The sequence below is a fragment of the Chryseobacterium sp. AG363 genome (assembly GCF_003610675.1).
GTDB classification, from domain to species: Bacteria; Bacteroidota; Bacteroidia; order Flavobacteriales; family Weeksellaceae; genus Chryseobacterium; species Chryseobacterium cucumeris.
On record NZ_RAQF01000007.1, the window covers coordinates 235128 to 248485 of the forward strand.

General features: G+C 36.7%; 11 protein-coding genes and 1 pseudogene. 10 read left to right on the top strand and 2 right to left on the bottom strand.

Annotation, left to right across the window (positions count from 1 at the left end; translation table 11 throughout):
- The first annotated feature begins 2 nt into the window (after window positions 1-2).
- The 5 genes from gldL to DEU39_RS22675 are packed head-to-tail and all read left to right on the top strand — an operon-like array spanning window position 3 to window position 4683.
- Window positions 3-695 carry a gliding motility protein GldL gene (gene gldL, locus DEU39_RS22655; protein WP_062675471.1) on the top strand — a complete coding sequence of 231 codons (693 nt, stop codon included), beginning with the start codon at window positions 3-5 and terminating at the stop codon, window positions 693-695.
- A 52-nt stretch (window positions 696-747) separates the two neighbouring features.
- On the top strand, window positions 748-2340 hold the full coding sequence (locus tag DEU39_RS22660) for a GldM family protein (RefSeq protein WP_120233452.1): 1593 nt from the start codon (window positions 748-750) through the stop codon (window positions 2338-2340).
- A gap of 20 nt (window positions 2341-2360) precedes the next feature.
- Window positions 2361-3299: a gliding motility protein GldN gene (gene gldN / locus DEU39_RS22665; protein ID WP_062675469.1), complete on the top strand. Its 939-nt coding sequence runs from the start codon at window positions 2361-2363 to the stop codon at window positions 3297-3299.
- Window positions 3300-3353: 54 nt separating this feature from the next.
- Window positions 3354-4388 (top strand): NAD(P)/FAD-dependent oxidoreductase, encoded by a 1035-nt coding sequence (locus DEU39_RS22670; RefSeq protein ID WP_120233453.1) that lies wholly within the window; start codon window positions 3354-3356, stop codon window positions 4386-4388.
- A 34-nt stretch (window positions 4389-4422) separates the two neighbouring features.
- The gene (locus DEU39_RS22675; RefSeq protein ID WP_120233454.1) at window positions 4423-4683 is read left to right on the top strand and encodes a SemiSWEET transporter; all 261 of its coding nucleotides are present in this window, start codon (window positions 4423-4425) and stop codon (window positions 4681-4683) included.
- A gap of 54 nt (window positions 4684-4737) precedes the next feature.
- Here DEU39_RS22675 and DEU39_RS22680 read toward each other — a convergent pair whose 3' ends face one another.
- Together DEU39_RS22680 and DEU39_RS22685 are read right to left on the bottom strand one after the other, a co-directional pair.
- Window positions 4738-5172 carry an META domain-containing protein gene (locus tag DEU39_RS22680; RefSeq protein WP_110009505.1) on the bottom strand — a complete coding sequence of 145 codons (435 nt, stop codon included), beginning with the start codon at window positions 5170-5172 and terminating at the stop codon, window positions 4738-4740.
- Between the two features lie 38 nt (window positions 5173-5210).
- Window positions 5211-5603, bottom strand: coding sequence for a multicopper oxidase domain-containing protein (locus DEU39_RS22685; protein ID WP_120233455.1), 393 nt, complete (start codon window positions 5601-5603; stop codon window positions 5211-5213).
- Between the two features lie 637 nt (window positions 5604-6240).
- Here DEU39_RS22685 and DEU39_RS22690 point away from each other — a divergent pair.
- The 5 genes and pseudogenes from DEU39_RS22690 to DEU39_RS22710 all read left to right on the top strand — a co-directional run.
- Entirely contained in the window at window positions 6241-6627 is a 387-nt protein-coding gene (locus tag DEU39_RS22690) for a hypothetical protein (RefSeq protein WP_110009503.1), read from the top strand.
- 145 nt (window positions 6628-6772) lie between these two features.
- Window positions 6773-7855, top strand: a complete 1083-nt coding sequence (locus DEU39_RS22695) for an efflux RND transporter periplasmic adaptor subunit (protein WP_120233464.1) — start codon at window positions 6773-6775, stop codon at window positions 7853-7855.
- Window positions 7856-7876: 21 nt separating this feature from the next.
- A complete protein-coding gene (locus DEU39_RS22700; protein WP_120233456.1) occupies window positions 7877-11068 on the top strand; it encodes an efflux RND transporter permease subunit in 3192 nt (1063 codons plus the stop codon).
- Window positions 11040-12497, top strand: coding sequence for a TolC family protein (locus tag DEU39_RS22705; protein WP_120233457.1), 1458 nt, complete (start codon window positions 11040-11042; stop codon window positions 12495-12497). Before DEU39_RS22700 ends, DEU39_RS22705 begins: the two co-directional genes overlap by 29 nt.
- Window positions 12498-12972: 475 nt before the next feature.
- A pseudogene (locus tag DEU39_RS22710) lies at window positions 12973-13358 on the top strand (T9SS C-terminal target domain-containing protein); the annotation flags it as partial.

A 13358-nucleotide genomic window follows, 5' to 3' on the forward strand; every position in this document is an offset into this window, starting at 1 on the left:
ATATGTTTAAGACTAAAGATGCTTGGATGAATTTCTTTTATTCATTCGGTGCTGCAATTGTAATTCTTGGAGCTTGGCTTAAAATTACTCACATTACCTTGGGACCTATTAACGGTAACATTGCTCTTACCGTTGGACTTATCACTGAGGCGATTATCTTTATCATCTTTGCATTTGACCCTCCAAAAACTGAAGAGTCTTATGCTTGGGAAAATGTTTATCCTGAGTTATTAGATAAACATGCTAATCCAAATCCTTTACACTCTAATGTAACAACTAAAAATACAGGAGCTCAATTTGCTGAATTAGAAAATTCTCTTTCTAACAAATTGGATAAAATGCTTGAAGATGCCAGATTAGACGTTCAATTATTTGAAAGATTAAGAACAGGAATTGATAAATTCTCAAACTCTGTTGATCAGATCAATCAAACTGTAGACGTATCTGCTTCTACTCATAAATATAACGACCAATTAAATAAAGCAGCTCAGCACATGGAAAGCATGAATGCTCTTTATGCAATGCAGCTTGAAAGCGGTAAGAGACAATCTGAATTTGCTAACAAGTATGTTGCAGATATGCAGAAATCTGCAGAGCAATCTGAGAAATTCAACCAAGAGCTACAAGGTTTAACATCTAATCTTAATAACTTAAATAGAGTTTATGGTGGTATGCTAACTGCTATGAAGTCTTAATTCCTAACCATTTCTAAATTTAACTACTTAATCAAAAAACAAAGAAAAGAGAATGGCACAAGGAAAACAGACCCCTCGTCAGAAGATGATCAACCTAATGTATTTGGTGTTCATCGCGATGATGGCCCTAAATATTGATGCAGAAATCATCAGATCATACTATGACTCTACCAGAGCATTGAATGAAACCAGAACTTTAACAGAAAAAAAGAACGAGAAGATTTTTGAAAGAACGTTGGAAGCTAAAGCTCAGCAAGTTCCGGATACCTATGCACAGCCTTGGGCTCAGTACAAAGTATTGAAAACCAAAATTGATGCATTGGTGAAATCTGCTCAGGATATTAAAGATTTGTTGAAAAAACAATCTGAGTTTCACGACAAAGATCCTCAAACAGGAAAAGATATTGATGTAAGTGAAAACTTCGCTGCATTGAACAATAATGAAGCAACTACTGAATATTTCTTCAAAGAAGGAGATGAAAATACTCCATCTAAGAATGCATTAGACCTGAAAGCTAAAATTGATGACGTAAGAAACTACATCAATGCTACCTTCGGAAACAATGCTCAGTTGCAGGATTTAGTCGCAAGAGCTAACAAGTCTCTTATTGCGGAGTATCCGAAAGGAACGTCTCCAAATGAAAAGACTTGGTTCCAGAATAAATTTTATCATCAGCCGCTAATTGCTGCAATATCTAACTTGGAGATTATCCAAAATGATGCCAGAAACGTTCAGTCTGATGCATTGGCATTATTACTTCAGGAAAAAGTAGATGCGAGTATTAAGTTCTCAAGCTACGAGCCTATCGTTTCAGGTCCGATTGATATTCAGGCAGGAAAACAGGCTGAAGTAAAAGTAATGCTGGGTACTTATTCTAACAGCAATAAGATCAGTATTTCTGGAGTAAGTAAAGTAGAAAATGGTAAAGGTTCTATCGCAATTTCAGGTTCTGGAATTGGTGAACATAAATTGGGAGGTACTATTACGTTAACGGATGCTTCTGGTAAACCACAATCTTTCCCTTGGACACATACTTATAATGTAATCGCTGGACCAAGAGAAGTAAAACTTGAAAAAGGTTTATTACTTTCAGCTGATAAAATGAATGTAATGTACAGAGGACTTGAGAACCCTGTTTCAGGATCAATCTTAGGTGCTGACAATTCTAAACTTTCATTATCTGCTCCAGGGGCAGCTGTAAGAAGTACTGGCCCAGGAAAATGGATTGTAAAACCAACTTCTGGTAATACGGTTAAATTGACATTATCAGGAACAGATCCTTATGGAAAATCTGTATCTCAGGTATTTGAATATAGAATTAAGAATGTACCACCACCACAAGGTCAGATCAGAGGAAGTAGTATAGTATCTATGCCTGCAACTTCTATTCCGAATCAAACGGTACAGGCAGCAATTCCTGACTTCGACTTCCCGGTTTCATTTACTGTAACTCAGTTTATGGTGAGAGTACCAGGTAGAGCAGCATTACTAGTTCACGGAAATTCATTAAATGATGCTGCTGGGTTAGTGAAGAATCTTAGATCTGGAGACGTAGTTTCTGTCTTTGATATTAAAGTTACTGCTCAAGGTTTGGATGGCCAGGTTATTAAAAACATTACTCCTATAATCATTAACATTCCATAGGACTAAAATTGTAATTTATTATGAAAAAATATATTAGCACCCTTTTAGTATTAGTTTCGGGATTTGCTTTTTCCCAGACTATTCTGAACGCATCTTCTCCGGAAGAGTTCAGACAGATGAGAGCAGAAAACAAACAGAAAGTTGGTGATACTATTGTAGATAAAACAGTAAAACCTCTTGAATATGGTTTTGTTGAAGACAAAGATATCCTTAAGAGTATGTTTGTGTGGGAGATCATTGATATGAATGATAAGATCAACCAACCATTCTACTACGATAATCCGGATGGTCTTCTTGCTACCCCTACAAGATCTCTATACCAACTATTATTGGATGCTGCCTTGAGCGGTAAGATTGAGCAGGTATATGACGATGAAAACTTTACTGTAAAACTTTCTCCGGAAGGAATTCAGAAGAGATTGGAAAAAGTAATCATCAATGATGCTGCTATTGATATCTTAAACTCTGGAAGACAGCTTACAGAAGCAGAAAAGAAACAGTATACTGATGTATTTAAGACGACTACTGATAAAGTAAAAGTTCTTAAAATCATGGGTATGTGGTTTATTGATAAGAGAGATGGACAAATGAAATACAGACCTCTTGGTATTGCTGCAATGGGACCAGATCCTGCAGTGCAGGGAGTTATTGGTCCGGATGGTAAGCCTATTGCAAGTAATGATGAGCTTATTGATCTTTTCTGGATCTACTACCCAAGTGCTCGTGATATCTTAGCAAACAATTTTGTTTTCAATAGAAAAAATTCATCTGCTGACTTATCTTTCGATGATGTTATCAATGCAAGAAGATTCTCTTCTATCATTTATAAATCTTCGGCTGGTTTAGGAGACGGTACTATTAAGGATTATATTCCTAAAAATGCCGATGAACAACTGGAAGAAAGCGATAGAATCAAAGCGCAGATTCTTGAAATGGAAAATGATATGTGGAATTACTAGATTTCACTTGATATTTATAGAAAACCTGAGTATTTTTACTCAGGTTTTTTTATTATGAGAAATGTAGATTATATTATTGTAGGAGACGGATATGCAGGGCTTTTCTTAGCTCATCAGCTGATCAAAAATAACAAGTCTTTTGTGATCTTTACGGAAGGAAGAAAAAGCGCTTCTCAGGTTTCAGCAGGAATTATCAATCCTGTTGTTCTAAAGAAGTTTACCACATTCTGGAAAGCACAGGAGCAAATAGATTTTCTTAAAGAGAGTCTTAAAGAAATAGAATCATATACCGGAGAAAATTATTTGATCAATGCTCCCATTCACAGAATTTTCCATGATGAAAATGAACAGAATTTATGGTTGAAAAAATCAGCAAATGAAGAATTATCAAATTTTCTTGATCAGAATTTTGATCGTTTAAATGTAGTAAAAAACGACTTTCTTACCGGAAAGGTGAATCAGTCTGCAAGACTCAACGTTAATGGATTTTTCAGTGGTTTATTTAATTATTTTGAAAAAAATGATCATCTGGTCAAAGAAAAATTCGATTATTCAAAATTGAATCCATTTGAATCGGTATATAAAGATTTTACTTTCAAAAATATGATCTTCTGTGAAGGGATGGGGGTGAAGGATAATCCGTATTTTTCAGAGATTACAGTAAACCCGAACAAAGGTCACCACATAAAAGTGAAACTTTCTCAACCGATTCCGGAAAATATAACCATTAAAAAGAAACACTTCTTATTTCCAACCGGAAACGAATTATATTTTTATGGAGGAACTTATGACAGAGAGCAGCTTCATCATCATATTGACGAATCAGCAGTTGCCCAACTGGTGAAAGGACTTTCAGAATTTTATCCCTATGATTTTGAAGTAGAAGAAGTGCATTTTGGATTCCGCCCGACCGTGAAAGACAGAAGACCTATCATCGGAAGACATGATACCTTCAGTAATCTTTATGTTTTTAATGGACTTGGAGCCCGTGGGATTCTTAATGGGTGCTATTTTTCAAGAGATCTGTTCCGTTTTATGGAAGAAGATATTCCATTGCATGAAGAAGTTTCGTGGAAGAGATTTCAATAGTGTATCTTAGAGTTGGTATTCAAAGTGAAAATTTATGAATGAAAATATATTAGGTTTAGTGGCCGGAGTTCTCACTTCCATTTCAATGATTCCACAGCTTGTCAAAGTAATCAGAGAAAAAAATGTGGAAGATATTTCCTTACTTATGCTCCTGGTCCTTATTTCAGGGCTTTCTTTGTGGGTATGGTATGGCTTTGAAAAAGACGAACTCCCTATTATTATATCAAATGCATTTGCTGTTCTGGTCAATGTCAGTCTTCTGATATGCTATATGATGTACAATAAAAAAAAATAAAAAAATACGCCTCATCATGATGAAGCGTATTTTTTTTATGTAAGTGAAATTTAATTATTGAAGAACAAATTTAGCTAAAGGAGCCATTCTTGCTTTGTTTAAAGTAAGGGTATTTCCGTTTACAGAGTAATTATCTGCTGCCAGGATTGCTTTCGTAAATTGATTTTCAATATCAAGATCTTCACAAGCCATCATGGTAGACATTCCCTGATTGAACTTAATTCTCATTACCTCAGGTTTGATCTCAAATGTTCCTCCCAAGCCATTACATCCGGCATGTCCCTGATATCTCATTCCATCCATTTCAAGTTTGAAATAAGGATTGTTTTTAGGATTCTTCAGTTCAATCGGTTTCCCGTTAAGCTCTGTAAGTTTCCACGTTTTTCCTGTAATATCAGTTGTCGCTTTTTGAGCATTTTGTGTTGTACACGAAACAACTAAAAATGTTGCGATAACAAGTGCCGAAAAATAATAATATAAACTTTTCATAATGTTTATTTTTTTAATTAGAATTGCTAATCCCTATGCTAATACGATGCCATTTTTGCAGGACCAGACTCTTTTTTTGCCTGTTTAAGATGAAACAGAACCATATCTACATTCTTTTTCAGGAAAGTGATATTGCCTTTAATATCAGAATATTGATACTCTTCATTAGAGGCTGTATATTCAGGTAAGGCATCACTTTTTTTAAGGTCAAAAGTTTTACCGTTTAAATGTATTGTTGCTGTATTTTTGGTATTGTTGATGGTCACTTCTATTTTTTCTCCATAACTGTCAACATACACATTTTTTGAAATGTCATCTGTATTTTCTGGGGCAGCAGCGGTAATGGTTTCAGCTTCTTTTCCGGGATGCTTACACGCTGTTAGGGAAATAAGGGTCAATCCGAAAAGGATTGGTACTAATAAATTTTTCATAGTGATAAGTGATTTTAAAGTGTTTCATGAATTATGATATTAATGCTATATAAATTTACAAATATTTTTAATAAATATGTGTTAATTTTTCATAAACTAACAGAAAATTAAAACATTAGCTCATTTAACTCACAGTTTTTTGAAACAGAATTCACGAAACAGAAGGTAATAATTATTGTGGAAAATTTAGGATAAACCTTGTTAATTCAGGATTTTTAAAAGGACTTGTTTCGGGGAGGATAGTGTAGTTTTTCTTCATTTTTCATTTGTTGTGTAAATTTTTGGCAAAAATAATTCAAAAAGAAGAGAAGAACAATAAGTTAATGTTAATAATCTGAAATTATGATAAAGTTTAGGTTTGGATAAGTGGGTCAAAATAGAATACCGGGACACGTGAAAATGTTCAAAAAAGCAACAGCTTTAAAATTAAAATTTCCTTAAATCCAAAAAAAGTGGCTTAATATTTGAAAATTCAAATGGGCACAGATGAAAGATTAGAATTGCTTGAATGATGCTTAAATAAACGAAATGTTAAATACTTTTCATCCTTTTATTTTCAGGTATTTTAAAGGAGAGTTAAATTTTGTTAATCTGCTATGATAGTATCATAATCTGGGTGTACATTTGCAACTTCAAAATGAGAAACTTTATAGTATACTTTTTAACCGGTCTTTTTCTGCTCTTTGTAGTGGAAAGCAGACTCAACGTTAAAACGCTTCGAAATGACTATTCCGGTCATGTTTCTCATCATATGCCCAAAAGAGCCAACCGCCTGAATCAGACTTTTGAAAAGCTCTCTATTCAGCAAATGGCAGACAATGTAGACAATTCCACTTTAGAACTTACCGAAAACGATTTCCAGCTGTCTGATGTATGGCAGGCTATTGTTGTTTTTGCCGGAGTTTTCAGTCTTGTTTATATTTTTGGATTGAAAAGTTGTAAGCGTTCAAAACCGGATATTCATGGTTTTGTTCTTGGCTTATCTACCAAAAGATTCATTCTTATCCGTTCCATTAGAATTTAAGAATTCCCCGTTTTATTGATTTTCTGCCTGATTCCGGGTAGAAATACTCTACGTTGTGTATGCCGGTAATCATCACACCGTACCCCTTTTATTACCGTTTTATTCTATCAAAACATTAACGATTTATATAAACTCTAGAATTATGATAAAGAGAGTTGTTTCGGGAATTGCGCTGAGTGTCCTTCTGCTGGCAGTTGGCTGCAATAAGAAAAAAGAAGAAAAAGAAGAAGTTACCGTATATCCGGTGACATCCCCTGTGGTAATGGATACCGTAATCAATAAAGAATACGTAGCCCAGATTCAATCTGTAAAAAACATTGAAGTGAGAGCTCAGGAAAAAGGTTTCCTGGAAAAAATCTTTGTAGATGAAGGCCAGTACGTACAGGCCGGACAAACATTGTTCCGGATCATGCCTAAATTGTATCAGGCAGAATTATTAAAAGCAAAAGCAGAAGTGGAACAGGCTTCCATTGAGCTGAAAAACGCAAGTACATTAGCAGGAAACAATATCGTTTCTAAAAATGAAAAAGCAATGGCAAAAGCCAAACTGGATGCTGCCAACGCAGAAATGAAACTGGCTCAGATCCATTTGTCTTTTACTGATATCAAAGCTCCGTTTTCGGGGATTATTAACAGAATTCCACTGAAATTAGGAAGCCTTGTAGATGAAGGCGATTTGTTGACATCGTTGTCAGACAATACAAGTATCTACACCTATTTCAATGTTTCCGAACCTGAATATCTAAGCTATCAGACTCATGCTGCAGATCGTGGCAGCAACCAGGTTTCTCTGATTACAGCCAATGGAGAAATGTATACTCAAAAAGGAGAAATTCAGACGATTGAAGGAGAATTTGATAATGAAACAGGAAATATTGCTTTCCGAGCGAAATTCCCTAATCCTGATAAACTTCTGAGAAACGGAGAAACCGGGAAAGTACAGATGTCAATGCCGGTTCATAATGCATTGATCATTCCACAGAAAGCAACCTATGAAATCCAGGATCAGAAATATGTATTCGTTATTGATAAAAATGGAGTAGCAAAATCCAGAAATATCAAAGTAGCCTATGAACTTCAGGATTTGTACGTGGTAGGATCAGGAATTTCAAAAGGAGATCAGATTCTTCTGGAAGGAGTTCAGAAAGTAAAGGATGATCAAAAAGTGAAAACAAAATTCCAGGATCCTAAGAAAGTTCTTCAATCATTGAAATTAAAAGCAGAGTAGTGGTCTCTAAAATGAAGCAGTATGTTTAAGAAATTCATTCGCAGACCAGTTCTGTCTATAGTAATCTCATTGATTATTGTATTTATGGGAATACTGTCATTGGTAAAACTTCCGGTGACACAGTTCCCATCCATCTCTCCACCTAAAGTAAATATCACCGCAGAATATCCCGGCGCTAACAACGAATTGTTGATTAAATCCGTAGTAATCCCCTTAGAAAGAGGATTAAATGGAGTTCCCGGTATGAAATATATGACTTCGGATGCCGGAAATGACGGGGAAGCTTCCATTCAGATTGTATTTGATCTGGGAACGGATCCCAATGTAGCTGCAGTAAACGTTCAGAACCGTGTATCTTCAGTAGTTAATAAGCTTCCGCCTTTGGTAGTGCGTGAAGGGGTAAAGATCACACGTGAAGAACCCAACATGTTGATGTATATTAACCTGTACAGTGATGATCCTAAAGCTGACCAGAAATTCCTTTTCAACTATGCAGATATCAATGTAATGTCTGAATTGAGAAGGGTAAGTGGTGTAGGTTTTGCCGATATCCTGGGAACCCGTGAATATGCAATGCGTATCTGGCTTAAGCCGGACAGGTTAACAGCTTATAATATTTCAGCAGATGAAGTAATGGAATCTCTGAATGAGCAGAGTTTGGAAGCTTCCCCTGGGAAAACAGGTGAAAGTTCAGGAAAACGCTCTCAGTCTTTCGAGTACGTATTAAAATATCCTGGTCGTTTCAATAATGAAAAAGATTACGGAAACATTATTTTAAAAGCAAAACCGAACGGAGAATCTGTAAGACTGAAAGATGTTGCCGATATTGAGTTTGGAAGTTCCATGTATGATATTTATTCCACATTGAACGGAAAACCTTCAGCTGCGATCACCGTAAAACAATCCTATGGATCCAATGCAAGTGACGTTATCAAAAATGTGAAAGCATTGATGAAAGATCTTGAAAAAAATAATTTCCCTAAGGGAATGCATTATGACATCAGTTATGACGTTTCAAGATTCCTGGACGCATCCATGGAAAAAGTAATTCACACTTTATTTGAAGCTTTCGTTTTGGTTGCCATCGTGGTATTCTTATTCCTTGGAGACTGGCGTTCAACATTGATTCCGGCATTAGCCGTTCCGGTTTCATTGGTAGGAACATTTGCAGTGATGTCAGCCTTTGGAATTACCCTGAATATGATTTCCCTTTTTGCCTTAGTAATGGCGATCGGGGTTGTGGTAGATGACGCGATTGTAGTTATTGAAGCCGTTCACGCCAAGATGGAAGAGAAACATCTTTCTCCATTGAAGGCTACCGAGGAAGCAATGCATGAGATCAGTGGGGCAATTATCGCAATTACACTGGTAATGGCATCGGTGTTCATTCCGATTGCATTTATGTCCGGACCGGTTGGGGTATTCTACCGTCAGTTCTCTATTACAATGGCCTCATCGATTATTTTATCAGGGGTAGTGGCACTTACGCTGACACCAGCATTATGTGCTCTGATCTTAAGAAATAATCATGGAAAAGCGAAGAAGAAAACTCCCATTACTATTTTCCTTGATAAATTCAACAACCTGTTCACGAAAGGAGCTGGCAGATATGAGAAGCTACTGAATAAAACAGTGACAAAAAAGACAATAACATTGCCGTTACTATTAGCATTCTGTGCCTGTACATTCTTCCTGAGTAACTCTTTACCATCAGGATTTATACCGGCTGAAGATCAGGGGATGATCTATGCCATTATTCAGACACCTCCGGGATCTACATTGGAAAGAACAAACCAGATTGCCAGAGAACTTTTAAGAGAATCTGAAGACATTGATGGAGTACAATCCGTTTCTTCTCTCGCGGGTTATGAGATTTTAACGGAAGGTACCGGGTCAAACTCAGGAACCTGTCTGATCAACCTTAAAAGTTGGGAAGAACGTAAAGAATCCGCCGCTGAAATCATTAAAAAACTTGAGGAAAAAGCGAAAAATATTCCAGGTGCCAATATTGAATTCTTCCAGCCACCATCCGTTCCGGGATATGGAGCAGCAGGAGGTTTTGAACTTCGTTTGCTGGATAAAGCAGGAAGTGGAGATTATCATAAAATGGAACAGGTAAGTAATGACTTTGTGAAGGAGCTTAAGAAACGTCCGGAACTTGGATCAGCATTTACTTTCTATTCTGCGAGTTTCCCGCAATATATGCTTAAGATTGATAATGATCTTGCAGAACAAAAAGGAGTGACCATTGAAAAAGCAATGGATAACCTATCTACATTGATTGGTTCCAACTATGAAACGAGTTTCATCCGTTTTGACAGACCCTATAAGGTAATTGTTCAGGCGGGACCTCAATACCGTGCCTTACCAACTGACCTGCTGAAACTGTATGTTAAAAATGATAAAGATCAGATGGTTCCCTACTCAGACTTTATGAGATTGGAAAAAGTATACGGATTATCAGAGATTACCAGACATAATATGTATAACTCTGCAGAGGTGAGCGGAACTCCGGCACCTGGATATAGTAGTGGACAGGCGATCAAAGCCATTCAGGAAGTTGCGGATAAAACACTTCCAAGAGGTTTTGGTATAGACTGGGCGGGTATTTCCAAAGATGAAGTAAGCCGTGGTAATGAAGCCGTATTTATCTTCCTGGTATGTTTAGGATTTGTTTACCTGATTCTTTCTGCACAGTATGAAAGTTTCATCCTCCCGTTACCGGTTATTTTATCCCTTCCGGTAGGTATTTTCGGAGCATTTTTATGCTTAAAATTATTAGGATTGGAAAACAACATCTATGCACAGGTGGCCATGGTCATGCTTATCGGACTTCTGGGTAAAAATGCCGTGTTGATTGTAGAATTTGCCGTTCAGAAAAAGGCAGAAGAAGGAATCCCTGTAGCCAAAGCGGCTATTGAAGGAGCGGCTATCCGTTTCCGTCCGATTTTGATGACATCATTTGCATTTATTGCCGGATTGATTCCATTGGTGATTGCAACAGGACCGGGAGCAGTTGGTAACAGAACCATTGGTACTGCAGCAGCAGGAGGAATGTTAATCGGGACTATTTTCGGATTGATGATTATCCCCGGACTGTATTATATCTTCGGAACCATTGCTGATAAGTCACGATTGGCCAGATATGAAGAAGAAAATCCTTTAACAGAACAAACTGAACCTTATGAACATGATGGAAAATTCGAAGACTAAAAATATAATTACAGCCATTGCCTTATCGCTTGTACTCGCAAGCTGTAAGGCGCCGATGGCGACTGTTATAAAAGATGAGGTAAAAGAAAATATTCCTCAGAACTTTAATCAGGAAGAACAGCAGGATGCTAACAACAATAGCGGAACAACTCCGTGGAGACAGTTCTTTACAGATCCTAACCTTGTAACGCTGATTGAAACGGCTTTAAAAAATAATCAGGAGCTTCTGATCACACTTCAGGAGATTGAAATTGCTAAAAGTGGTGTTTTAGCTAAAAAAGGAAGATTGACTCCAACGGTTTCTGCAGGAATAGGAGCGGGATTGAAAAAATCCGGCCGTTATACGAGTGAAGGAGCAGGGGATGCTACTACAGAAATAGAACCCGGAAAAGAAATGCCGGATCCACTGGGAAATTTTGAAGCAGGATTAAATGCAAGCTGGGAAATTGACATCTGGAAAAAACTCAGAACGGAGAAAGAATCTGCAGTAGCTCATTACCTTTCTACAGTGGAAGGGAAAAACTTTGTTTTGTCGAATCTTATTGAAGAAGTTGCGGATAATTATTATGAGTTATTAGCACTTGATAATCAATTGGATATTATACAGCAGTATATCAAGCTTCAGCAGAGAGCATTGGAAATTTCCAAAATTCAGAAAGAAGCCGCTGCAGCAACGGAGCTTGCTGTGAAGAAATTTGAGGCAGAGTTGGCGAAATCCAAAGCTTCAGAATATACAATTCGTCAGCAGATCACAGAGAAGGAAAACGAAATTAATGCTTTACTGGGAAGATATCCACAACCGATTGTGAGAACAAAGGAAAACTTTATGTCTACCATTCCTCCCACAGTGTATACCGGAATCCCATCTCAGTTATTAGCCAACCGTCCTGATATCAAGCAGGCAGAGCTGGAATTGAAAGCATCAAAACTGGATGTGGAAGCTGCAAGAAAAGAATTTTATCCTTCTTTGGAAATTTCTGCAACCTTAGGACTGGAAGCTTTCAAACCATCCTATCTTGTTAAATTACCAGAATCAATAGCTTACAATCTTGTGGGTGAGCTGGCTGGACCACTCATTAATAAGAGTGCGATAAAAGCTAATTTTCAGACAGCAGATGCAAAACAGGTTCAGGCATTATACGAATATGATAAAACCATTTTGAATGCTTATCTGGACGTTGCCAATTTAATGTCAAAGGTTAAAAATATTGACCAGTATTATCAGTTGAAGTCTCAGGAAACCATAGCCCTGGATCAGTCTATTGATATTGCTAATCAGTTGTTCCGTAATTCAAGAGCAGATTATCTTGAAGTTCTTTTGAACCAGAGAGATGCATTGGATGCTAAAATGGAGCTTATCGAAGCAAAACAGAAACAGCTCAGTACTGTAGTCGACATCTATAAAAGTTTAGGTGGAGGCTGGAAATAAAACATCATAATTCTATCAATAAACAGTTAATGTTTTTTGGAAGGGTCAATTCTTTTGAGTTGGCCCTTTTTATTTTTAATACGACAGGTTCTGTCGCTTCGAGAAAATATTTTTGTATTAAATCAAAGAAATATGCAATTAAATATGTTAAAATAACGTTAAATTTGCCGGGTTTTTATAAACCAACCCATTATGGCTAAAAAACAATAACTATGAAATTTTTATTCAGTTACATCCATTCGATGTATATTCTTCAACCATTGCTTAAATATTTAAAAATCAGTTTCACGTGTACACATTCAGTTCGCAGTTTATGCATATGAAATACACTATTTTTTGCACCCAAAGAATATTATATTTGAAATATTCTTTACCCTATAAAGGTATCTGATCCTCAGAAATGAATAATGATAAAAAAGAATTGGATCTAGTATGATCTATTATAATAACAATGTTAACTTAAATAAACACAGGAATGAGAAAACTTTATCTCGGTGCATTCACTGTATGCACAATCTTGGGCATATCTGCTCAGGAAGTGGTGTGGCAGAAAGACATCCAATCCTCTACCCAGGATTTTCTAAGCCAGGTTACCACAACTATTGATCAGCAATATTTGATCACAGGAAGTTCTATTCAAAGCAATAAGCAACAGGCTTCAGGCAGTAAGCACAATAACGGTTATGATTTTCATTTAGTAAAACTCAATCAACAAGGTCAAGAAGTCTGGGAGAAATATTTCTCAGGACAGAACCATGATTATTTATCTGCTACCGTTACTACTCAGGATGGAGGATTTCTTTTGGCCGGAACATCTTATTCCGGAAAAGGGTTAGACAAAAAAGACGATTCCAAAGGAGG